This is a genomic window from Enteroscipio rubneri, assembly GCF_002899715.1.
In the GTDB taxonomy this organism is placed as follows: Bacteria; Actinomycetota; Coriobacteriia; order Coriobacteriales; family Eggerthellaceae; genus Enteroscipio; species Enteroscipio rubneri.
The window spans coordinates 22,676-46,790 of record NZ_PPEK01000008.1 but is presented as its reverse complement, the minus strand read 5'-3'; the positions used below and the strand labels follow the sequence as shown (position 1 = coordinate 46,790).

Below are 24,115 nucleotides of genomic sequence, written 5' to 3'. Positions count from 1 at the left end.
GGCGTGCGAAGGTTACGGGAAGGGATGAGACATGGGTATTTCACGTAGGACGTTTCTGAAAGGCTCGATCGTTGCCGGCGCCGGTGCCGCTGCGGCTGCCGCGCTGGGAGGATGCGCCCCCGCCGCTTCCGAGGGAGGCTCCGGTTCGACGTCGGCTGCGGGTTCGTCGAACGGCATCGGCAAGCACACGTGGGAAGTCGCGCCCGAGCCTATTACCGATATCGCTGAGACGAAGGACTACGACATTGTCATCGTCGGAGGCGGCCTCGCGGGCAACTCGGCCGCCGAGGCGGCGGCGCGCAACGGCGCAAAGGTCGCTTTGCTTGAGCGCACCGAAAGCATTCAGATTCGCGGCGTGGACGTGGCCGCTATCGGCAGCAACTGGAAGCTTGAGAACGGCGTGAACATCGACATCGATACGGCGTGCATGTTGCTGTATCAGTGGTCCAACCAGACGGTCAACTACAATCTGCTGCGCACCTGGGCCGAGCAGACCGGTCCCGTGTTCAACTACATCGAGGAGATGGTGGGCAAGCAGGGCATCTCGATGGTGTCCGCCCTGTCCGGCACGGCCAAGTACGGTTGGGAGACGCTCCCTGAGCGCTGGCGCATCTATCCCGATGCCGTCTCGTTCGTGAAGGGTGACGAAGTGGGCACCGTGCGCCCCGATGGTAAGGAAGTCAACTGGACCTTGGGCGAGGCGCTCAACAAGTCCGCCACCGACAGCGGAGCCGAATACTTCTTCAACACGCATGCCGAGCAGCTGGTTGGCAATGCCGAGGGCGGCATCACAGGCGTTATCGCCACCGGCGAGGACGGCAAGTACGTGCAGTTCAACGCATCCAAGGGCGTTATCCTGGCAACGGGCGACATCAGCGGAAACCAGGAGATGGTCGACGCCTGGGCTCCCATCTGCAACCGCTCCGACGCGTTCATCTACACGCCGCAAGGCGCCAACACCGGCGACGGCATCCTCATGGGCAGCTGGGCCGGTGCGGCTATATCGAAGAGCCCGGCAGCGCCCATGGTGCACCAGTTCACACCCAGCTCATACACCTTCAATCTTACGGTCTTCATCATGAGCTGGCTTGCAGTCAACAAGAACGGCGAGCGCTACGGCGCCGAGATCCCGTTCGAGCCGTACCTGACGAACGCCCGCATGAACACGCCGGGCGATATGGCGTGGTCCGTCTTCGATGCCGACTATCCGAAGTACGTGCAGCAGCAGTGGCCCACGAAGTACGAGACGTGGCTTGACGGCATCGAGGAGGAGATGGAGAAGCGCATCGAAAGCGGCGAGCTGTACAAGGCCGACACGCTCGAAGAGCTGGCCGAGCAGATCGGCGTGCCTGCCGACAAGCTGAAAGAATCCGTCGAGGGCTACAACGCCATGTACCAGAAGGGCGAGGACACTCGGTTCGGCGTCCCGGCGCAGTTCCTGTCCGAGGTGAAGACGGCTCCGTTCTACGCGACGCCGCTCGTGTGCTCGACGCTGACCATCCCGTTCGGTCTTCATGTGAACGAGGACTCGCAGGTGTGCACCGAGGAAGATGCTCCTATCAAGGGCCTGTTCGCCCTCGGCAACGTGCAGGGCGATTTCTTTGGCAAGGACTATCCGGTGCACTGCCCCGGCATCAGCCATGGCCGCTGTGTCACGTTTGGCCAGCTGGTGGGCGAGGCGTTGGCAAAGGACTCCGTGCTCACCGAGCTGATTGCCTCATAGCCTCGAACGCCATTCCCGCTGCGCCGCGGCAAGCCTTCCCTCCCTTGTTCGCTGCGGCGCGATTCGATCGCCCGGTCCTGTTTCCCTGCAGGGCCGGGCTTTTCTGCGAGCAGCAGGTGAGTGGCGCAGCCCTGCCTAGGAGGGGATACAGGGCTGCGTCGGATATGTTCGAAAGCCTGAGCGCCCTCTCGCAAGGTTCGGGGAGAGGGGGTACGGGGCGACGCTTTCGCGCATCCGCCGTTTCGCCTCACTGTGCTTTGGTCAAGGTCGTAGCGCTTACCCGAGTTTGCCCGCGGCCAGATCTTTGCCCAGCACGTAGGGCAGGGTGATGCAGGTGGCGCCGTAGTTCATGCCCTCCATGGCGAACGTGTAGGTGGCTGAGTAGAAGTTGCCAATCATGCAGCCCGCGTTGAACAGACCTTCGATGGGCTCGTCGTTCTCGTCGAGCACACGCAGGTTGACGTCGGTGCGCAGGCCGCCGAGGGAGGTTAGGAAGCCGGGTGTGAACGATGCGCCATAGAAAGGGCCGTCGCCTTCGCCGATGGGGATGAGCTTGTCGGCGGTCTTGTAGAAATCGGTGTCCACACCGCTCGCGCACATCTCGTTGTAACGGTTGACGGTATCGATGGTCTCGGCGGGCAGCCCCAGCTTCGAGATAACCTCTTCGCGCGTGTCGGCCTTGACGATGCCGAATCCGTCGGCGTCGGTGTCCCAGCGCTCGATAACCTCTTCGGTTGTAAAGTATTCGCCGTGCGCATAGTTGATGGCGCCCCAGGGACCGCCCGCTTCGGCTCGGTTCTGGCCCCAGATGCAGTAGGCGGTCTTTTCGGGCAGGTGCATGATCGTGGCGCATGCAAGGCCGCCCAGCACGTCCTCATTCATGAAGCGCTGGCCGTTCTTGTCCACCATGAGGCCGGTGTGGCTCGTGTAGGGCTGGTCGCCGGGCAGGTTGGGACGGCCGAGCATGATGTTGTTGGGCTCCTTCTGCCATGCGCCGCCCACCCACAGTTCCATTTTGTGACCGTCGCCGGGCATGAGGCCGCCCATCCAGATGCCCTGGTCGTAGTTGATGTCGGTTGTGAAATCGCACAGCTCCACGGCCTGTGGGCAGTACTTCTCCATCATGTTCCTATCGTGGGAGAAGTCGCCGGTCGCCATGACCACAGCCTTGGTACCCACGTACTTGGTGTACGCGCCGTCGGCGTTGGAAGCGATGATGGCGTCCACGCGCCCGCTCGTGCCGTTCGCCACGCCGCCGCGCACCAGCTGCTCGCCCTTCACGTTCCAGCGGACGTCCACGCCCAAGTCCTCGGTGATGTAGCGTCCCATCTCCGCGGCGATGTATCCCTCGCCGTTGCCGATAGCGCCATGCAGCTCCTCGTCGTCCACGTAGAAGGCGTGGGCCGCCGTGGGCGTGTACATGGGGTCGCCTTCCTTGTACGCTGGACCGGATTCGATCGTCGTTTTGATGTTCGCCTTGGCTGCGATGTCAATGATCCAGTTGATGGCTTCTTCTGAATTGTTGTAGAACTTATACCATAGCCCCGGCCTGAAGTTGCCGCCGTTGGCCGCATACTGCATGCGGTAGAACCAGGTGGGATCCATGCGCGGGATGCCCATCTGCTCCATGACCGTGGAGTACACGCCGTTGTTGGATCCGCCGCGGCTGACCGGTGCGGTGGACGCGCTGATGAGCGTCACCTTGAGGCCGTTCTCGGCGCATGAGGCCGCAGTTACCATACCGGACATGCCGCCGCCCACTACCACGACGTCGGACTCCACCGTCTCCTTGATGTCGGCGTCGGCGATAGGCTCGGGCGCAATCTCGAAGCTCCACTGCTGCTCGGCGCTGTTCGTGGCCGTCGCCTGTGCGGCGTCGGATTCGCTCTTCGGCGCGTCTGCCTGGGGCGAGCATGCCGCCAGCGCCCCTCCCGCCACCAGACCCGCGGCGCCCAGGGCGGCGCCTTTGACGAAGCTGCGTCGGTTCAGAGTACCCTCCATGACAATCTCCCTTCCTTGTGTGTGACGAACGCTCCCGGGAACGAGCTACTGCGCGAACGGGCCGTGCGGCAGCGAGCGGGTTCCGAGTTGTCCGAAGCGTATCCGATCAGGCAAAACAATGGCTCACCCAGCCTGGGTGGTTTTTCGCCCAGAAGCCGCGCGGCGCCCTTCCTTGCGTCGGGCCGTTCGGAGCGTGCGGTACAATGGACATGCGCCGCGCGGGCGTCGATGCGCTCGAATGTCGGCGCTATCCGTGCGAGGGAGAGGGAGGTGCGGACCGGTGGGGTTCAAAGCTCGTCGCCCGAAAAACACGGAATCGAAGCCGAAACCGCGTTTTTCGGGCGACAACGTGAAGCGCGAGCAGATGCTGGCCGCACTTGCATACGGGTTTTTCCTGGCATGCACCTCGGTGATGCTCTGGGGCGGGTATCTGCGTTTTCTCACGGGGATCGAAAGCCCGGGCGCGCTCATAGCGGAGTACTTCGCGCGTACGGCCGCATTTCCCGCCTCGCTTGCGGTAGCTGGGGTGGCGGCCTACCGCCGACCGAAGGCGCGCGCCTGGCGTTCTCCGTTTTTCGCACTGGGGCTTTTCTTGACGGGGGCCGTGTTGGTCGTCTTGGGGCAGACGAATATGTTGTCCTCGGGATGGTCACTCGTCGCTGTAGGTTTCTGCTTCGGCTGGGGAAGCGGTCTCATGTTCTGCACATTGCAAGAGATCGTAGCCGCACAGAAGGTATTCGCCGCAGGCATCGTCGTGTTCCTTGCCGCCGGCGTATCCGCACTTCTGTTTTTCGCCGTCGAACTGCTGCCCGAGAGCATCGTCCCCGGAGCCTCTCTGTTCGCACTCGCTCCCGCAGCCACCGTGCTCGTCGCGGTGGCGAGGCGCCGCGCGCCGAAAACCCACCCGATGTTCGAAATTGTTCCCTCCCAGAGGCGCGATCGGTGCCGCGAGGCTGTGGCAGAGCTTTGGCGGCCGCTGTTATGTGTTGCGTTTTCTGCGTTCATCGTGGGTATCGTGCGCATCGGGTCGGCGTCGGGTGGCGGGTCGATCGGCCAGACGAATGCGAGCAATATGATAGGGCTGCTCGTCGCCTCCATCGTGTTGTTGGCATCGTGGAAGCTTCTGTACGAGCGCGTCACGCTGATGCGGCTGTACCAGATCCTGTTTCCTCTCACCGCAACGGCGTTCTTGTTGCTGCCGCTGCTCGAGGGTGCGTTTCGCCAGATAGTGCTGTCGTTCGTGTTTCTGGTGTTCTCGGTCACGTCCTCGCTTATGGTCGTGTCCTGCGCCCGCACTGCGCGTAATCAAACGCTTCCGCCGGTGCTCGTCTACGGCCTGTTTGCCGGCGTCGTGTACGCGAGTCAGCTGGTGGGCTCGGTTGTGGGTCTGTTCGTGGGAGCGGGGCGCGGCGTCGGTCTGGCCGAGCTGTCGGTCGTGGCGCTGGTGGCGGTGTACCTGCTTTCAATCGCCATGGTGGCACCGCATGGAAAGCGCCTCCGGCGCGCGGCCGGTCCGGCGATCCTGGCAGAACCCGCTCTGTCCTCGGGAGGCGCCGAAGGGAAGGATGCGGTATCGGCGGGATGCGTGGTCGTGGTGAACCGCTACCGGCTGTCGCGCCGAGAGGCCGACGTGCTCGATCTTCTGGCGCGCGGGCGCGACGTGCCCTACATTGCCGAGGAGCTCGTGATATCCAAAAACACGGTTCGCAGCCATATCAAGAGCATCTTCGCGAAAACGGGGGTGCACTCCCGCCAGGAGCTCATCGACCTCGTGGAGCTTGTCGAAGCGTGAGGCTGCGGTGCGCCTTCTCAGACGCTCGAAGAGGCTTCCGGCCGTCGTATGACCCTCTCGCCGAGCCGTGGTAGCGTCGCATTCGTGCGGCTTTGGTTCGGGCAGCGATTATTTGCGCAGAGCCCCGATTGCGCGTGCGCGGTTGCAAGCCGCACGCCGAGTTTGCTGCGCTTGAGCCTGCGCTCGTGCGTTTGCCGGCGTACGAAACCGTTGCCGAGCACCGCGTCTCGCGAGTACGGCTATATGATAGTATTAAGATATCATTTAATCGAACGCAAAGACGAGCGGAAGGACCAGCATGAAAGCGATACGAGAATCGAAGGTCGAATGCGCGGCAGAGCGACGCGAGCAGCGAACGACCGACGGCGTTGCGGTCGATATCGCATACGTCAATCCCGACGATGCCCCGGTGAGCGACGCTGAAATCCGCGCCTATCTTGATCGCGGCAACTCCCACCATCCGAACAGTTCCGTCACGGGACTCGCCCTCGAAGTCGATGGCGAGGACGTGGGCATCCGCTACGAGCTTGCGGCAGCGCCGTTCGATCGCATCCGGCGCATTACGGGCTATCTGGTGGGCACCATGGATCGTTGGAACGACGCGAAGACCTCCGAGGAAGCCGATCGAGTCAAGCACGGCGTGGCGTAGCGCGGGGAGGCACGCGAGTGCCGGAAAGGGTCCGGAACGTACGATCGCCCGCTTTCGTGCTCCGTCCCTCCGAGGCTGGTCGAGCTCACGGCCGTACACGGGTATACTGTCAGGCGCGCCCGATGCCCGGTGCGCACCAGGCGTATGCGATCGGAGGATGCCCATGGACAAGGTTAAGGCCGTACTGCCAAAATTGAAGCTCTGCGTTGAGCTGGTGCGGCAGGAGAGCCTATGACCAGGATATTCTCGCACACACGTCCGATCGAGGCCGACATAGTAGACGCATTCTGCCTGCTGCAGAAGGGCTTCACGGACCAGTTCGTGTACTACGACAAGCAGCGGGCATGCCGCTACATGGGGTTGGGACGCTGCATTGCGTTGCCGACGCTCGACGATGCCGAGAGCGAACTCGAAGGGCCGACGGCACAGCCGCCCGTGTTCTTTTCGTTCAACCGTTTCGATGCGGAGAACCCAGCGCCTCCCGACGAGCTGTTCGAGGCGTTTCCGCGCCTCAAGTTCATGTTGCCGGAGATCGTGCTCATCGAGAACGAGCGGGGCACGCTGCTGCAGGTGAACTCGCTTGGGCCGGTGTATCCGGGGCGTATCGAGCGGTTCGCTCGCCAGGCGCTGGCTGCGCCCGCGCGCCGGCGCGAGACGATACCCTATCGCATCGAACCCGATTCGCGTGCGGCGTGGCGGCAAGTTCTGGACGCCGGCCTGCACGCCATCGCCGAGGGACGCGTGGAGAAGGTGGTGCCGTCGAGGCGCCTCAAACTCGTCGCCGAACACCCCTTCTCGTCGAAGGACCTGCTGGTGAACCTCATCGACGGGTCCGCCCGCGGCACGGTGCTGCTCTACCGCTACGCCGACGTGTTCTTCTGCGGGTGCACGCCCGAGCTTTTGGTGCGCAAGCGCGGATCCAACCTGGAGAGCATGTGCCTGGCCGGCACGTGTCCGGCCGGCAGCTCCGAAGAGGACCGCATGCGGCTGGCAGCCGAGCTCATGGCCGATTCCAAGAACCGCTCCGAGCACGATTACGTGGTGCGCTTCATCCGCGAAGTATTCAACCGCACATGCCACGATGTGGACGTGCCTTCCGAGCCGGGAATACTTCCGCTCACGCACGTGCAGCACCTGTGCACGCCTGCGCGGGCGCGCCTGCTGGAGGGCGTCGATCTGTGGTCGATGATGGAGGATTTGCATCCAACGCCGGCCGTAGCCGGCACGCCGGTGGGCGAGGCGAAGATGCTGTTGCGGCGCATCGAGCCGTACAACCGCGGGTTCTTCGCCGGGGCGTGCGGCTACGTGGACGGCGATGGGGATGGCGAGTTCTCGGTCGCGCTGCGCACCGGCGTGTTCGACGGCGAGATCGGCTGGCTGTACGCCGGCTGCGGCGTGGTGGCCGGCAGCGATGCCGATGCCGAATACGACGAAATCGATATGAAGCTCATGACCATCCTCTCCGCTTTCAGCGGAGAGGATGGAGCCGACACTGCGGCTTCCCGCAGTACTCGATCTGCGGCCGCTGACGAAGGCTCACGGAGCGAAGCACGCTACGCCTCCGCCATCGATTGCATCTCGGGCACTGCGGAAACCCTCGCTGGCTCTACGAACAACCAGCGCGTTGAAAAAGGAACCATCCGATGAGCGCAGACCCGGCTGTAACGGCGTTGTTCGTGGGTGCATTTCTGGACGAGCTCGCGCGTTGGGGCGTGCGGGATGTGGTGGCGAGCCCCGGTTCGCGCTCGACCCCGCTCGCCATGTGCGCTTACGAGCTGGCGCGACGGCATCCCCATAGGCTGCGGCTGTTCGTGGACGTGGACGAGCGCGGTGCGGCCTTCTTCGCGCTCGGACTGGCCAAGGCGAGCGGCCGACCCACGGCGGTCATCTGCACCTCGGGCACGGCGGTGGGGAACTACTATCCGGCTGTGCTCGAGGCGGAGTCGTCGCGTGTGCCGCTCGTGATGCTCACGGGCGATCGGCCGCCGCGCCTGCAGGGCCTTGGGGCTCCGCAAACGTGCGACCAGCTCAAGGCGTTCGGCGATCACGTGCGTGCGTTTCGCCAGATGCCGCTGCCGACCGAAAGCGCGTCGTCGCTCGCCTTCGCCCGCCAGGCGGCCCGCGAGGCGTGCATCGCCGCAGGCGGGAATGCTCCCGCTGCGGGGCCTGCGCGCATCGCGGGGGCGTGCCTGGGCGGACCCGTGCACGTGAATTTTCCGTTCGACGAGCCACTCAAGCCCGATCTTGGCGTCGAGGGGCTGTTCGAAAGCGGGCGGAGCGCGCTCGAAGGGGCGCCCATCGTGAGTCCGCGCAGGTCGATTGGCATGCAGGATGCTCAGAGCCTTGCAGCAATGCTCGCGGGGCGCCGCGCGCTCGTGTATGCGGGCGAGGGAACCTGCGAGAATGAGCTCGAGGCAGGCAAGGTGCTCGGCTGGGCGCGGTCGTTTAGCCTTCCCCTCCTGGCGGATCCCTTGTCCGGCTTGCGCTCGTTCGACGAGGACTTGGTCATCGACAACTACGATTCCGTGCTCGGCGCGGGCGGCTTGGCGCCCGAGGGTCTTGCGCCGGAGGCGGTCGTCCGCTTCGGGCGCTTCCCCGTGTCGAAGAAAGCGACGCAGCTGATTGCCGCTGCGCACCCGATGCAGATCGTCGTCGATCCGCTGGAGACGCGCGACTGCAATGCGGCAACCGACCTGTTCGTGCAATGCAGGCCGTCGGAGTTTGCGGGATCGCTTGGGATGGCGTACGACCTGCAGACCATCGAGTACGAACCCGATGATGCCCAGCGCGCCTTCGCCCGCGCGTGGATCGATGCAAACGACGCCGCCCGCGCGCGCATCGCGGCGGTGGACGATCGGGAGGCCGGCTTCGAAGGGGCGTTCGTTCGACGCGTCGTGGAACGTGCGCCCGAAGGGTCATGCCTGTTCGCCGCCAATTCCATGAGCGTTCGCGCGCTGGACACGTTCTACCTCAAGAGCGCGAAACGCCTGACCGTGCTGTGTAATCGCGGTCTCAACGGCATCGACGGCACGGTGTCCGCAGCCATCGGGGCGGCGCAATGGTTCGCCCAGACCACGTTCATCACCGGCGATCTGACGCTCCTGCACGACCTGAATGCGCTCGCGCTCCAACGCGAGCTGCGCGTGCAACGGGAAGCGAGCGCTGCACGCGACGGCATATCCGATGCGGCGCCGTGCATCGCGATCGTTCTGCTCAACAACAACGGCGGCGCCATCTTCGACATGCTGCCGCAGAAATCCGACGACGCTTACTTCGAGCGCCTGTTCCTCACACCGCAGGACGTGGATTTCGAGGCGGCGGCGCGCGCCTTCGCCGTGCCGTACGAACGGGCCGGCACGGCGGCGGCGTTCGACGAGGCGTACCGCACCGCATTGGGCACGCCCGGCATCTCGCTCATTGAGGTTCGCGTGCCTCTGGAAGGACTCAAGGAGCGCTACCGCCCGTACTGGTAGGGGCGCTTTGTGCGCACGCGCGAACGGCGGCGTTGGGGCTTTCGCGCAGCCTGGCGTGTGGGACGTGGCGCTTCGTGCGCACGCGCACGGCAGCGCTTGAGAAAGGATGACGGATGACGACGGAACCTCGTTTCGAGCATGCGGGTGTGCGGTACGGAGTACGCTGCTGGGGTGATCGGTCCGCAAACAGCGGTTCCTCCGCCTATGGCGCCCCGCTCGTGCTCGTGCACGGATTCGCGCAGAGCGTCGCGTCGTGGGACGAGGTTGCGGGGCGGCTCGCTCGTGATCGCGCCGTCTACGCGCTCGACCTCGTCGGCCACGGGCGCAGCGACCGCCCCGATAGTCCGCAAGTCTACGCGCTCCATGCGCAGGCCGAAGCCCTGCTCGCATTCATCAGCGCCGTCTCGGATGGCGAGGGCGGCCGAGAAAGCCGCAAGCCTGCCGTAATCGGGTACTCCCTTGGCGGTCGCGTCGCTCTTGCGGCCGCTGTTCGGGACCCGCAGGCCTTCGCTGCCCTCGTCCTTGAAAGCGCCGGCCTGGGCCCGGCGAATGCGCGTGAACGCGCCGCTGCCCGCGAACGCGACGCCGCCCAAGCCATGCGGCTGCGCACCGAAGGCCTGACCGCCTTCATGGACGCATGGGAACGCCTCCCCCTGTTCGCCACCCAGAGCGATCTGCCCGCTGCCGTCCGCGAGCGCGTGCGCGCCGGCCGTCTGGCCAACGACGCCGAGGCTCTGGCCCGCACGTTCGAGGGCGCAGGCCAACATGCCATGCCGTCCCGGCCCGAGGCGCTCGCCGCGCTGGCGTCGATGTGCGAAAGCGGAGCGCCCGTGCTCTACCTGGCCGGCGCGCGCGATGCGAAGTACTGCATCCTCGCCGAAGGCCTGGCGTCGAACGGGGTCTGCGAGACCCGCATCATCGAAGGCGCTGGTCACAATGTTCATCTCGAAGCTCCGGGGGACTTCGTCGCCTCTCTGCGGGTATAGCGATTGAGCGGTTGGTTGAAGCGGTTGCTCTATGTGGGGATATTCTTCGGTAAAGCCTACAATATGTTGAGTTGGTGTACTATAGAGATGATCGTATCAAAACCCCTCTCAATGCAGCGCGCGATCGGATCCTCCAAGGTCTTGGTTCGCGCGTATCGAAAGGACGTGCAGTGAGCGACATCGCATGGCAGGCGGGCAAGGCGTATCGCGAGATCATCTACGAAACCTGCGATGGCATCGCCAAGATCACCATCAACCGGCCCGAGCGCCGCAACGCCTTCACTCCGCTCACGGTGAACGAGCTCTACGACGCGTTCACCGTCGCACGCGACGACGCGGAGATCGGCGTGATCATCCTCACCGGCGCCAACCACGATGGGCGCCCCGAGGACCAGGCGTTCTGCTCGGGCGGCGACCAGAAGATCCGCGGCAACGGCGGCTACGTGGGCGAGGACAACATCCCGCGCCTCAACGTGCTGGACCTCCAGCGCCTCATCCGTGTGGTGCCCAAGCCCGTCATCGCCATGGTGAACGGCTACGCCATCGGCGGCGGCCACGTGCTGCACATCCTATGCGACTTGTCCCTGGCCGCCGACACGGCCAAGTTCGGCCAGACCGGCCCCAAAGTGGGCAGCTTCGATGCGGGCTATGGCGCGGGGTATCTGGCCGCCATCGTCGGCCAGAAGAAGGCTCGCGAGATCTGGTACCTCTGCCGCCAGTACACGGCCGCGGAGGCGCTGGAGATGGGTTTGGTGAACAAGGTGGTGCCGTTCGACCAGCTGGAGGCCGAATGCGTCAGCTGGGCGCGCGACATGCTGCGCCTGAGCCCCACGGCGCTGCGCTTCATGAAGGCGTCGTTCAACGCGGCAACCGACGGCCTGGCCGGCATCCAGCAGCTCGCAGGCGACGCGACGCTGCTCTACTACACCACCGACGAGGCGAAGGAGGGACGCGACGCGTTCAAGGAGAAGCGCGCGCCCGACTTCGACCAGTTCCCGAAGTTTCCCTGATGCGGCTTATGGGCGAATGAGGCGCTCGAATGACTGTTGACGATGACGGACGCAGAGAGGCTGGACGCGAGCAGCGATGATCGGCATGTTCGAAAGCATGGTGCGACGGTGCCCCCAGCGCACATGCTTCACCTATGTCGATGAGGCTGGCGAAGAGACGGCGTACTCCTATCGGGAGACGCGCCTGCTGTCCGCGGCGCTCGCGCGCTATCTGAGGGATCGAGGCGTGCGGCCAGGCGACTACGTCGCGGTCGATTTGCCGAATTGCCCCGCCTATGTGCAGCTCATGCTGGCTGCCGCCTATGGCGGTTTCACGCTTGTCGTGCTCAACAATCGCCTGACCGAGAGCGAGAAGGCGTCCCGTCTCATGGACGTCGAGCGCGCCACCGGCGCAGGTATCGCCGTGCGCATCAACGAGGCGAACGTCGAGCGCTACGTGAGCAAAGCGATGGCACTGCTCTCTGGCGAGCTGGTGGTGCGCGGAGGCAACCTTATGCAAACGCGCGTCTCCCGCACCACGTTCTCCTCGCGTGCGAGCATGGCGGAGGCGGAACCTCGATCGGCGCGCGGATTAGGCCGCGCCTCGTCAAGTCGGGCCGCTCTCCGACGTCGCAACGAGGTGGCGCGCCAGGATGCGATCGAAGGGGTCATCCACTTCGCCGAGCATGCGGCGCACGTGTTCGACCGCGAGGCCCGCGCGGTGGTCATGTTCACGTCGGGTACGTCGGGCCGTGCGAAAGCCGTGACGCTGAACTGGGAGAACCTCTGCCGTTCTGCAGAGGTGTCGAATGCGGTGCTCAACCGGCAGGGCGAGGGACTGTGGCAGGCCGCGTTGCCCCTGTACCATGTTGGCGGATTCCAAGTGATCGTGCGCAGCTTTCTGAACTGCTGCCCCTTCATCCTTTACCGGCGTTTTGATGCAGACCGCCTTGTATCCGATGGGGCGCGCAAGGGCGCGACGCATGTGTCGGTGGTCGACAAGATGCTGCAGGATATGATAGCCACGGGGCGCGGCGAGGCGCTGCGTCGCTACGGCTGCATCTTGCTGGGCGGCGGCGCGACGAATCCCAGCACCATCGAGCGCGCCCGCGCTCTCCGGCTGCGCGTATTCGTGAGCTATGGCATGACCGAAACGTCGAGCCAGATAGCGAACTCCCTGCTCACGCCATCGTATGCAGGCGGTCTGCGGCTGCTTCCCGGATACCATGCGCGCATTGTCGATCCGGGCGAGGATGGCTTCGGCCGTTTGGCGGTGCGAGGTCCGGGCCTGTTCCGCGGCTACCTGAACGCGCGCGCCGCGCTCACGGTGGACGGATACTTCCTCACGGGCGACACCGCCGCGCTCATCGATGGGCTGCTCTACGTAAAAGAACGCACCGACGATATGTTCGTCTCCGGCGGAGAGAACGTCTACCCGGCCGAGATCCGCGAAAAGCTGCTGCGCGTACCTGGCGTGTCGGACGCTTACGTGTTTGGCGCCCGCGATGCCCTCTGGGGACGCCGGCCCATTGCGTTCATCGAGCGTGCCCCCGAGCCGGCCGCTGCGCCCCCGACGGCTTCCGATGTCTCGGGCCGCCTGCGGGAAGCGCCTGCGCGCTCGGGGGACCATGAGTTCGCCGTGTTCGCAAGGGAGAGCGTCGCGTCCCAGCTTTCGAAAATCTACCAGCCTAAGCACGTGCACGTGCTTGATGCGTTCCCGCGCAGCGGCATCGGAAAAATCGATCGCGCCGTGCTCGAGCGCCTCTACGAGGAGCGCATCGAAGTGACCCGGGTCGCCCTCCACCGCATCAGCGTGCCGTTCATCACCCCGTTCGAGACGGCGAAAGGCACCTTGTCGCAGCGAGAGTCGATCATCGTGGAGGTGACCGACCATGCGGGCAGGACGGGCCTGGGCGAGTGCGTGGCCTTCTCCACCGATTGGTACCTTCCTGAGACGCTCGATCAGGATCTGTGCGTGTTGAAGGACGTGCTGGCGCCTCTCGTGCTGAACGAGGCGCTTCTGCATCCCGGTGAGGCAAGCTCGCTGTTCACCGCCTGCGCCGAGGCCGCCAGGCATCCCATGGCGTGCGGCGCCCTCGAACCGGCGTTGTGGGACCTGTACGGCAAGATCGTGAACAAGCCGCTGTGGCAGCTTGTCGGCGAGGCGTTTGCGTCTCCGGGGTCGCCGACATCGGTTTCCGCCGCGCGCGCAGCTTCGGTGGCGGATGTGCTTGCTTCCTCGGTCTCGCCTTCGTCCGCGCTCGATGCGAGCATCTCGGTGCCGGCCGGCGCCGTGGTGGGCGCGGGATCCCCGAGCGAAACGGCCGCTGCTGTACGCCGCTGCGCGGAAGCGGGCTATGCGCGCGTCAAACTGAAGATCAAGCCCGGAACTGCCGTTGCATGCGTGCGCGCCGCTCAAGCTGCCGCTCCGAACGCTCTGATCACGCTCGATGCGAACCAGAGTTTCACGGAGCGCGATACCGACGAGCTGCGCGCGCTCGACGCCTGCGGCGCTGCCTGGATCGAGGAGCCGCTCGATCCGCGGCGCATTCCCGCCGGCGCTCCGACGGACCTGTTCGCCCGACTGGCGCGGCTGCAGCGCAGTATGCGCACGCCGCTGTGCATCGACGAATCCGTCGCCCGTCCGCGCGACGTGATGCGTGCGCTTGCGCACGCGGAGCTGCGCTGCTATTCGGTCAAGATCGGCAAATTCGGAGGCATCCAGCCTTCCATCGATTTCGTTCGCCTGGCGCAGAGCCGCGGCATCGATGTGTGGATGGGCGGCATGTACGATACCGGTGTCTCGAAGCGCATGCATGCGGCGTTCGAAACCCTGCCCGGTGTGAATGCTCCCGGGGACATCGGCGCCACGTCGCGCTATTTCGCCACCGACGTAACCGCGCCGCCCTATACCGTGGAGCGGGGACTCGTAACTCTCAATCGCGAAGGCGACCCTTCCGGTCTGGGCTGCTCGCTCGATCGGGCGGCGCTGTCGAGCGTTCTGGTTGATCGCACCGTCATCGACCGCTCGAGCGGCGCCGCACGAACGTCTTTCGCCTCGTAGTCGGCATCCAAAATATTGCATAACGGACTGCCCGATATGAGGGTCGTGGAGTATGATGCTCTGAACGGAAAACGAGGAACGGTGGTCATAATGAGTGATTCTGCGCATCGACCGGCTGCGACGGTGGCCGTCGCGTCCCCCGCCCGACCCTTGAGCGCGGATTCGTCCCCTGCTATCGCTAAGCCTCATCAGGGCGGCATGGGAATCTTCCGACTCGTCACCACCGTTATCACGCTTATCGTGGGCGGCGGGGTGTTCACGCTGGCCGGAGACCAAGCTGCCGGCGGCGCGAGCGGCGCCGCCATCCTCACCGCATGGGGCATCTCGGGCGTGGGCGTGCTGTGCCTGGTGCTGACGTTTTTTGCGCTCTCTCGCATCAAGCCCGAGCTTAAAGGCGGCATCTACAGCTATGCGAATGCGGGCTTCGGCGATTTCTTAGGTTTCAACAGCGCCTGGGGCTATTGGATCAGCGCGCTTCTGTGCACGGTGAGCTTCTCGGCGCTTCTCTTCGGCGCGCTCACGTACTTCTTCCCCGTATTCGGTGGCGGCACGAACCTCCCGTCGGTCATCGGGGCAAGCTGCCTTATCTGGTTTTACGTGTTCCTCGTATCGCGCGGCATCAAAGAGGCAACGGGTGTGAACGCCGTCATCACCATCTCGAAGTTCGTGCCCATCTTCGTGGCTATCACGGCCATCATCTTCCTGCAGAAATTCGATCCGGCCATCTTCATGGCGAACCTCGCGCAGGGTGCCGAACCAGGCCTGCCGTTCTTCGACCAGGTGAGCAATACCATGATGATCACCATCTGGGTGTTCGTGGGCATCGAGGGCGCGGTCGCCATCTCGGGCCGCGCGAAGAAGGACAAGGACGTGGGGAAGGCCACCATCATCGCGTTCGTCTGCGTGCTCTCCATCTATCTCATGGTGAGCACGCTCAGCATGGGCGTCATGCCGCTTTCGGAGCTCGCCAATCTGCCGAACCCTGCACTTGCGGGCGTTATGGAACATGCGGTGGGCCAATGGGGCGCCATCCTCATTAACGGCGGCGTCGTGCTCTCGCTTGTCGGGGCGATGCTCGGCTACACGGTGCTTTCCAGCGAGTCCCCGTACGAGGCGGCTGAGCAGGGCGTGTTCATCAAAGCCTTCGCTAAGACGAATAAGAAGGGCGCTCCTATCGTCACGCTCGTCGTAACGAACATCGTCATCGAGGCATTCCTCATCATCATGTTGTTCTCGGACAGCACCTACCAGTTCTTCTATACGCTTTCCGCGGGCATGATCCTTCTGCCGTACCTGCTGTCGGCGGCCTACTTCGCCAAGCTCACCTTCACCGAACCCGGCGCGTTCAAGGGCAAGATTGGCGGAAATATCGTATTGTGGCGCATCTTCGGCATCTTCGGCGTCGTATACAGCTTCTTCTTGGCTTGGGCGTCGGGTGCGGTGGGGCTTACCATCATGTCGCTTCTGTACGCGCCGGGCATCCTCATGTACGTCAAGGGAAAGAAGGAGCGCGGCGAGCCGTACTTGCAAAGCACGCTTGATAAGGTGGTGGTGGCCGTCATTCTGGCCGCCGCCGTGGCTTCTATCGTGCTTATCGCGACGGGGGTTGTCGTCATCTAGCCAGCGCGCCGAACCCTCCTTTTTGATGCTTGGGAGTGAACAGGGCCTCCCCAAGCTCCATCTGCTCGTTTACACTGAACGGAACGATGTTCCACGGGGTTACGAGCATGCACGGAGGACGTAATGGAGCTTTTGGAGGAGCGCATCAGGCGCGACGGGGTAGTGAAGTCGGAGGGCGTCCTGAAGGTGGACAGCTTCCTGAACCACCAGTTGGACATCGGCCTGTTCGATGCTATGGGAGCCGAGTTCAAGCGCCTGTTCGCCGATGCGCCCGTCACGAAGATCCTCACGATAGAGGCATCGGGCATCGGCATCGCGTGCGTGGTTGCGCGGCATTTCGGCGTCCCGGTGGTGTTCGCGAAGAAGGCGCAGTCCATCAATCTGGACGGCGACATGCACACTACGCGCATCGAATCGTTCACGCACGGCCGCGTCTACGACGTTATCGTGTCGAAGAAGTTTCTGGGGCCGGACGACCACGTGCTCATCATCGACGACTTCCTGGCGAACGGCTGCGCCCTGAACGGCCTCATCGAGCTGGTGGACGAGGCGGGTGCCACGGTGGAGGGCATCGGCATCGCCATCGAGAAAGGCTTCCAGCCCGGCGGCGACGGCCTGCGCGAGCGCGGCTACCGTCTGGAATCGCTCGCCATCGTGGACGCCATGAACCCGGCAACCGGCGAGATCGAGTTTCGCCGATGAAGCCGTTCGCAACCGAGGAGCTGTTCAAGCTCGACGGCGCTATCCCGCTTTTGCGTGCCGTGCCCTACGGCGTCCAGCACATCCTGGCCATGTTCGTGGCCAACCTCGCGCCTATCGTCATCGTGGCGGGCGCAGCAGGCCTCGGCACCGACCAGACGGGCTCGCTCATCCAGAGCGCTATGCTCATCGCCGGCATCGGCACGCTCATCCAGCTGTTCCCGCTCGGGCGCATCGGCTCGGGGCTACCCATCGTCATGGGCATCAGCTTCACGTTCGTCACCGTGCTCTGCGGCATCGTGGCCACGTACGGCTACAGCACGGCCATCGGCGCCATCATGGTGGGCGGCATCATCGAGGGCGTGCTGGGCCTGTTCGCGAAGTATTGGCGGCGCATTATCTCGCCCATCGTGGCGGCCGTGGTGGTCACGTCCATCGGGTTCTCGCTGCTGGGCGTGGGTGCCACGTCGTTCGGCGGTGGCAGCGGCGTGCCGGACTTCGGGTCGCCGCAGAACCTGGCGTTGGGCACCGTCTCCCTCGTGTCGTGCTTGGTGTTCCAAGTGCTGGCCAAGGGGAAGGCCAAGCAGCTCTCCGTGCTGTTCGGCCTGGTGATAGGCTACGTGGTGGCGCTGTTCATGGGGGCGGTGGACTTCAGCGGGTTCGCGGGCATGCAGCTGTTCGCGCTGCCGCAGCTCATGCCGTTCACCCCGGAGTTCAACCTGGGCGCCATCGTGTCGGTCACGCTCATCTTCCTCGTGTCGGCCACCGAGACCATCGGCGACACGTCGGCGCTCACGATGGTGGGCTTGAACCGCGAGGTGAAGGAGAAGGAGCTCACCGGCTCCATCGCGTGCGACGGCTTCGTCAGCTCGCTTTCGGCCTGCTTTGGCTGCTTGCCCATCACGTCGTTCTCGCAGAACGTGGGCCTGGTGGCCATGACGAAGGTGGTGAACCGGCGCGCCATCGCCACCGGAGCCGTCATCATGGTGCTGGCTGCGTTTTTGCCGGTCATCAGCGTGGTGTTCTCGTCGTTGCCCGAGGCGGTGTTGGGCGGCTGCACCATCATGATGTTCGGCAACATTATCGTGAGCGGCTTCCAGATGATCGCGCGTGCCGGCTTCACGCAGCGCAACATCACCATCGCCGCGCTGTCGCTGGCCGTGGGGATCGGCTTCACGCAGGCGTCGGCGCTGTTCGCGGTGTTCCCCGAGATCGTGCAGAGCGTGTTCGCGCAGAACTGCGTGGCCGTGGTGTTTCTGGTGGCCGTGGTGGCGAACCTCGTGCTGCCGCGGGAAGCGCAGGCGGGGGATGCGCCCGACGCGGTGCCCTCCGGGTCTGCAACCAGTCCGGATGAAGGCGATCTGGCGTCCGCGTAGCCTGTGCGCGGCCGCTACCGGATCTTCTCTAGCCGCGGCACCTGAAGGGCGACGCAGACGAACAGCCCGCCCATGGCGGCGAGGGTGGCAAGCGTGACGAGGGCTCGTTTCATGGGGTGCTCCTTTGCGAATTGCGGAACGATGTCATGGGAATACGATATCCCTGCCACCTTGCGGTAACCTTGCAGGTACCTTTGAAGCATCTAACAGTTTTGTCAGATTGCGTTGGGGAGAAGACAGAAGCGAAAGGCTGCAACCGGAGTCGAGGTTTCGTGGGTTTCGTTGGGCAAGCACCTTGCGCTTATCGCTGGACCCGCAACGTTTTCACAGTCGGCGGCAAGCATAGGGCGCTTGTCGCCGACTGTGAAAACCTACTTCTGCTACAGTCCTCCTTCTCAGGTGTTGGAACCTCGAGGAAGCTCTCTCAGCGTCGCTGCAGACGCGCGCCTGACTGCCGATTCCGCAGCCTGTTCCAGGCGAGCATGGCGGCTGCGATCGCAAACCCGAGCGAAATTGCAACGGCCCCCGTCAAGGTGGCGGTATTGTCGCCAGTGGGAGCGAGTGAGGCTCGCTTCGTTGCATCGTCAATGACGGCAGACGGTTTGGTGGACTGTGGGGTGTCTGCTCCGCCTTCTGCGGTGGGATCGTCGTCAGTGGATCCGGCGGGGTCGTCGCCGACGGGCGGTTGAGGAACCTGCTGTTCGCTCCACTTTGCGAACAGCGTCAGGTCTTGCGTCACCGGTGTGTCGAAGGAATACGCTTGCGTGAGCGCGACATCGGCAAACCAGCCGGCGAACACGAAGCCGTTGCGCGTCGGATCGACGGCGGGTTTTGTTGCGAAGCCGCCGTTCACGATCTCCTGGGCGGCAGGCGAGGGCGACCCGCCGTTTGTCTCGAAGGCCACGTAATGCTTGACGGGCGCGGGTGGGACGACCTCAGTCCACTGCGCGTACAGCGTGAGCGGTGCGGTCACAGGTGTGGAGAAATCCCAGGCCTGTGCATACGTGTCATCGGTGAACCAGCCGCCGAACTCGTAGCCTGTGCGCGTGGGCGCGGTAGGCTCGCTTGCTGCGTTGTCTTTCGTTATGAGCTGCGTCTCTATCTTCGACGCACTCTCGCCCGTAACGAAGACCACCTCGTACAGATTTGGCTGAGGATCAGGACTGTTCAGCCACTTCGCGTACAGCGTGATGTCGCCGGTGACGGTGTCCGACTCGAAGTTCCACGGCGTTGTGAGCCCCTGGTCGGTGTGCCAGCCGCCAAAGGTGAAGCCGTCCTTCTTGGGTGCGGCGGGCGCGGTGATCTTCGAGCCGTCGACCACCGTCGTCAGGGGGGCCACGGCGCTGCCGCCGTTCGCCTCGAACAAGACGGTGTGCTCGACGGGCTGCGGGGGAGCCACGGGGTTCCACTTCGCATACAGCGTGAAAGGCTTGGTCACCGGCGTGGTGAAATTATAGGTGTTCGTGCACGCGGCATCGGTGAACCAGCCGTCGAACGTGAAGCCTTCGCGCGTGGGCGCGGTGGGCTCCGTGACCGTCGCGCTGTCCGCGACGGGCTGTGCATCGACGGCGCTGCCGCCGTTCGTCTCGAACGTCACGGTATGCGTGTCTACGTACACGATGGAATACGTGGAGAAGCGGTCGGTGGATATGAGGATGGTTTCGTTGCCCTTGTTGCCGTCTTCGTCATCGAGTAGCTGCGCCTCCCACTGCGTGCCGTTGTGGTGCGTCCTGGTCATGGCAAACTCGCGCGTGGTGCCGTCGCCCACGCCGAGCAGCGCTTGCGGCACGTCGAACACCAGCTGCACCGGCGCGGGTAGTGCGGTGATCGGCTCGGACGTAAGCATGGTGGTGCCGTTGCTCAGCTCCTTGGTTACGCTCGCCGCGAAATGCTGGCCCACTTGATTGGTACCCAGGATGCCTTCAAGGGCTTCACGCTCGTCGTCTTCGCTGGGTGCGTCGATGTTTTGGATTTGCACGATCACTCTGAGCAGGTCGGCGTCGCCATTTTTAAGGGCTTCGACTTCGTCTTTGCCGACCGCGCCGATGAAGCGCGACTCCTGCTTGGAGGGAATGGCGACGTTCGCACCCACCTCGGTGCTTATTGCCAGTTTCACCTCAATTTCGACCTTGGGCACCTGCACAACGGCCTCGTTGAGTTTGTTGACGGCGTCTTGGCTTACGGCTTGCTTCTCTTCGGGCGTCATCGACTCGAAGTCGAGCTTCGCATCCAAGACGTCGTCCTGCTTTTGCTCGACGACCGCTGGGGCGTCTTCAGGATTGATGGTGGGCAGGCTGTCGATGATCTCATCGACGGAGGCCTTGTCCAGCTGAGCGAACGTCACTGCGACAGTGGTGGCCTCTGTGGGGGAAAGCGTGAGCACGCCCTCGCGCAAGCCTACCTTGTCGTATTGAGCGGCAACGCCGTTCGTCGTCACGCTGTCGATCTTGTAGCCGTAATCGGGCATGATGCGAAGCTCGATCGGCGTGCCCGTGAAGACGAGTTCCGTGTCGGAGGGATCGACCGAGCCGTTGTTTCCGGCAGTGACCGTCACCTTGATGCCGTCGACCCACTTCGCATACAGCGTGACGTCGGCCGTCACGGCGTTGGCGTCGAAGTCCCAGGCATCGCCCGAGAAGTCGGGGCTTGCGTACCAGCCTGCGAAGATGTATCCTGCGCGCGTCGGGTCATCCGGCTTCGTGGCTTTCTCGTCTGATACGACCTCCTGCGCCTCGACGGTCGAGCCTCCCTTCGAGTCGAACAACACGGTGAACTGCTCGTGCATTAGCCACTTCTTGTGGCCGGCGGTTTGCGTGTTTGTTCCCAGAACGAACTTCCCGCTCGGCTCGGTGAAGGCGACGCTGCCTGCGCTTTGGTCTGAGAAGTCGAAGTACGTCTGCCCGGCGACAAGGTCGCCGTTCACCTCAAGCGTCAGGTTGCCGTTCAATGCGCCGGCGCCCGCGATAGACCCGCCCGCTGGCAGCACCACGGTGCCGCCCCCAGTGAGGTTGCCAGCAATGGTGACCAGAGCCTTCGAATGTTGCACAGACAGAGAGCCGTCTTGTGAGAGGGCAACGTTGCGTACGTGCTCAAGAACAGGAGCGGGATCGGCTGCATCAAGCGTAAGGCTTGCGTGATCGTGTATTTCCACGTCTGTTGCAGGAGTATCCTTTGTCGCCGCGATGCACGGTAAGGTGACGGTGGTGGCGGTGTTGCCGTCGCCGACTACCACGGTGGTGTTTCCACCCGACCAGGTGGGATACAGATTGAGATCGGTGTCGATGGCGCCCAACAGGGTAATGGTCAAATCGCCGTCTACGGTGCCCGAGTAACTTTTCTGGGCATAGATGGGCTGGTTGCTGAAGGCCATGTTCTCGAAGATCAGCTCGACGGATCCGGCCACCTTCGCTCCCGTTCGACCGCCGGGCCACGGGCTGCTGTTCGCGTTGTTGCCCGTGCCGTTGAGAGTGCCGTTTCTCAGGTGCGTTGTCACGTTGCCGGAAACGACGATCTGGTCGGGAACGCTGCTGCTGTTGCCCATGATGGTTCCGCCGCCCACCACTTTGGCCGAGTAGCTGTTGGGCGAACTGGCAAACGAGTAATCCGACAACACGTTCGTTATGTTTCCGCTGATATTCGCATACGCCATGCTGTTGTTGATGTACGAGCCGCCGAAGAAGGTGCCGCTCAGCTTTCCGCCCTGGATGCTCGACGTTATCGAACCGGTTACGTGCGAGCGCATGCCGATGTCGTTCTTCGCCCCGCCTGTGTCTTTTATGAAGCACCCGCCGTAGTAGGAGCCTGTGGAGAAGTTCGCTCCCGTTTCAACCGTGATGGCGTCGCTGTCTGCGGTTTCCGTCAAGCCAACGTGAGCGTGACTTTGGGGAGCGGTTATCATTTTGCTGCCGCCAATGAGATTTTTTACCGTGACGTTGTCGCCAAGGGTGATGCGCGTTGCCCCGACATCGGCAGATGCTCCGGTGCTTCCAGAAAAATCGCCGCCTGAGCCGATGGTGCAGACGGCGCCGCCGCCGACGATGTCTTCGAGAACGGAGACGCCTGATTCTACCGTCACCGAGGTCGTTCCCACCACGCTTACGTTGGAGTGGCTGCTCGTCGCGAAGCCGCCTCCCACAACGTTTGCGCTGATGGACGAGTCGTATGTTGTGGAAAACTTTACGCCAGAGCGCACGATAACGTCGGTGCTTCCGACCCGGGCCTGTGTTTCGTCAAGGTCGTCGCTGCCGCAGGTTGCCCATCCTCCGCCAACAACTCGATAGGCGTTTTCGTACTTCGATCCCTGATTTGCTGCGGGTGCCACCTCAAGGTGGACGGTTCCTAGTACGTTTGCTGTTGCGCCGTAGAGCGCCTCGCCGCCTCCGATAGTTCCCTGTCGACTGTTTTCGGCCGCGCGCGCCGTCTTGGCGAAGACGTCGCCTCCTACAGCGGCCTGGGCGTTGCTTCTCATTGCATATCCGCCGCCAACGAAGTAGGAGAATGCCTTGTAGCCCTTTTGGTAACCCGTGCCGTTGGCCTCGTCGTCTTCCAAAGCGGCAAGATGCGTGCTGCCGCCAACGTTGGCAACGGCGCTGTTGGTGTTGCTGCTCGTGCTCTCTGCGTAGCCGCCACCGTACGCTCCCATGCCGGTATTGCTTACAGACCGTCCCGAAGCCTCATACGTCAGGTTCGTGTCTCCCACGACATGAGCGACCACCGACGCGTTCGTGACGGGGCTGGCGTAGCTGCCGCCGCACGTGGCGTAGCCACCCCCGACGCTTTCGCTCGCCTTGCCCGCAATGGTAATGTTGGTTGATTCGCCGACGTTTGCCTGCGCCTGTGTGGTGGTGCTGCCGCTCGAGGGGGATTCGGCGTGACCACCCCCGTATATATTTTGCGACGACCCGGTTTTGCTCACGAGGATCGAGGTAGATCCCGTCACGTCCGCAACCGCCTGAGGTTTTTGCGTAGACGATTTTGCATGGCCGCCTCCGGCCACCAGGCGGGTTTCGCCCTCGACGACGATCTCGCTGTCTCCGGTCAATGTGGCATTACGGCCACCGCCGTGAATGTATTCGACATAGGCAGACTCTCGAACTGTGATGGACGAGTCGTCGACGATGTCGTGTATTCCGCCGCCGTAAACGTAACCAAATATCTCGATGTTTTTATCGACGATCAGGGGGATTCCGTTTGCGAAGAGGGTGATCCGCCAGTTCATCTGGCTAATCTGCACGCCAGTAGGGGATTCGGTTGCGATAGTGAACGAGGTGATGCCTTTGTCGGTAGGCACCTCGTAAACACCTTCATCCGTAAGGAAATCGCTGTTCACGACGAAAGTGACATCGCCTGCATCGTCGGGCAGCGCCGCGAACGCGGTCGAGAGGTTTATGAAGGTGTTGGAGCTAGGATCTGCCGTGGCCGAGGAATCAATGACGAAGCGTGTCGGGGGGGGGCTTGTATTATTCGCTGTGTCGGCATAGCCCATGCTGGCCAGTCCTCCAAAAGAGAGGGCCAACGTTGCCAACGTCCCTGCAATGACCTGTCTCCATGAACCCATTCGACACTCCCTTTTCCCATAAAGGGTTTCGACGTATCTGCCGACAGGAGGTACCGTACGGCTGCACGGCGAAGCTTCTCATTTTCGTTGAATGATCACAATATAACACACCCCCATGTTGTAAAGCGTCCACAAGTGCATTGTGACTGGCTGAATGCGCTGTTGTGTAACACGGTCGGAGCCGTG

At 63.5% G+C, this 24,115-nt stretch carries 13 protein-coding genes; 11 read left to right on the top strand and 2 right to left on the bottom strand.

Annotated features, from left to right (window positions below; translation table 11 throughout):
- Positions 1 to 31 precede the first annotated feature (31 nt).
- The gene (locus C2L71_RS07595; protein WP_103265178.1) at positions 32 to 1,723 is read left to right on the top strand and encodes an FAD-dependent oxidoreductase; all 1,692 of its coding nucleotides are present in this window, start codon (positions 32 to 34) and stop codon (positions 1,721 to 1,723) included.
- A gap of 276 nt (positions 1,724 to 1,999) precedes the next feature.
- On the opposite strand, the gene C2L71_RS07590 is transcribed toward C2L71_RS07595, so the two are convergent.
- On the bottom strand, positions 2,000 to 3,724 hold the full coding sequence (locus C2L71_RS07590) for an FAD-binding protein (RefSeq protein ID WP_103265177.1): 1,725 nt from the start codon (positions 3,722 to 3,724) through the stop codon (positions 2,000 to 2,002).
- A 280-nt stretch (positions 3,725 to 4,004) separates the two neighbouring features.
- Here C2L71_RS07590 and C2L71_RS07585 point away from each other — a divergent pair, with 280 nt between their 5' ends.
- The 10 genes from C2L71_RS07585 to C2L71_RS07540 all read left to right on the top strand — a co-directional run bounded on the left by C2L71_RS07585 (position 4,005) and on the right by C2L71_RS07540 (position 18,372).
- Positions 4,005 to 5,516 carry a helix-turn-helix transcriptional regulator gene (locus tag C2L71_RS07585; protein WP_239926488.1) on the top strand — a complete coding sequence of 504 codons (1,512 nt, stop codon included), beginning with the start codon at positions 4,005 to 4,007 and terminating at the stop codon, positions 5,514 to 5,516.
- Positions 5,517 to 5,814: 298 nt separating this feature from the next.
- Positions 5,815 to 6,165, top strand: a complete 351-nt coding sequence (nrdD, locus tag C2L71_RS07580; RefSeq protein WP_103265175.1) for an anaerobic ribonucleoside-triphosphate reductase — start codon at positions 5,815 to 5,817, stop codon at positions 6,163 to 6,165.
- Between the two features lie 231 nt (positions 6,166 to 6,396).
- Positions 6,397 to 7,812 carry an isochorismate synthase gene (locus tag C2L71_RS07575; protein WP_103265174.1) on the top strand — a complete coding sequence of 472 codons (1,416 nt, stop codon included), beginning with the start codon at positions 6,397 to 6,399 and terminating at the stop codon, positions 7,810 to 7,812.
- Positions 7,809 to 9,638, top strand: a complete 1,830-nt coding sequence (menD, locus tag C2L71_RS07570) for a 2-succinyl-5-enolpyruvyl-6-hydroxy-3-cyclohexene-1-carboxylic-acid synthase (protein ID WP_103265173.1) — start codon at positions 7,809 to 7,811, stop codon at positions 9,636 to 9,638. Before C2L71_RS07575 ends, menD begins: the two co-directional genes overlap by 4 nt.
- Positions 9,639 to 9,751: 113 nt before the next feature.
- The gene (locus C2L71_RS07565) at positions 9,752 to 10,624 is read left to right on the top strand and encodes an alpha/beta fold hydrolase (protein WP_103265172.1); all 873 of its coding nucleotides are present in this window, start codon (positions 9,752 to 9,754) and stop codon (positions 10,622 to 10,624) included.
- Positions 10,625 to 10,794: 170 nt separating this feature from the next.
- Positions 10,795 to 11,634 carry a 1,4-dihydroxy-2-naphthoyl-CoA synthase gene (gene menB / locus C2L71_RS07560; protein ID WP_103265171.1) on the top strand — a complete coding sequence of 280 codons (840 nt, stop codon included), beginning with the start codon at positions 10,795 to 10,797 and terminating at the stop codon, positions 11,632 to 11,634.
- 76 nt (positions 11,635 to 11,710) lie between these two features.
- On the top strand, positions 11,711 to 14,677 hold the full coding sequence (locus C2L71_RS07555) for an AMP-binding protein (protein WP_103265170.1): 2,967 nt from the start codon (positions 11,711 to 11,713) through the stop codon (positions 14,675 to 14,677).
- Between the two features lie 90 nt (positions 14,678 to 14,767).
- Complete coding sequence (locus tag C2L71_RS07550) at positions 14,768 to 16,297, top strand: basic amino acid/polyamine antiporter (RefSeq protein ID WP_419060704.1); 1,530 nt, start codon at positions 14,768 to 14,770, stop codon at positions 16,295 to 16,297.
- 123 nt (positions 16,298 to 16,420) lie between these two features.
- A complete protein-coding gene (locus C2L71_RS07545; RefSeq protein WP_103265169.1) occupies positions 16,421 to 16,999 on the top strand; it encodes a xanthine phosphoribosyltransferase in 579 nt (192 codons plus the stop codon).
- Positions 16,996 to 18,372, top strand: coding sequence for a uracil-xanthine permease family protein (locus tag C2L71_RS07540; RefSeq protein ID WP_103265168.1), 1,377 nt, complete (start codon positions 16,996 to 16,998; stop codon positions 18,370 to 18,372). Before C2L71_RS07545 ends, C2L71_RS07540 begins: the two co-directional genes overlap by 4 nt.
- 424 nt (positions 18,373 to 18,796) lie before the next feature.
- Here the strand turns inward: C2L71_RS07540 and C2L71_RS07535 are convergent, their stop codons facing one another.
- Positions 18,797 to 23,929 (bottom strand): InlB B-repeat-containing protein, encoded by a 5,133-nt coding sequence (locus C2L71_RS07535; RefSeq protein WP_103265167.1) that lies wholly within the window; start codon positions 23,927 to 23,929, stop codon positions 18,797 to 18,799.
- Between the last annotated feature and the right edge of the window lie 186 nt (positions 23,930 to 24,115).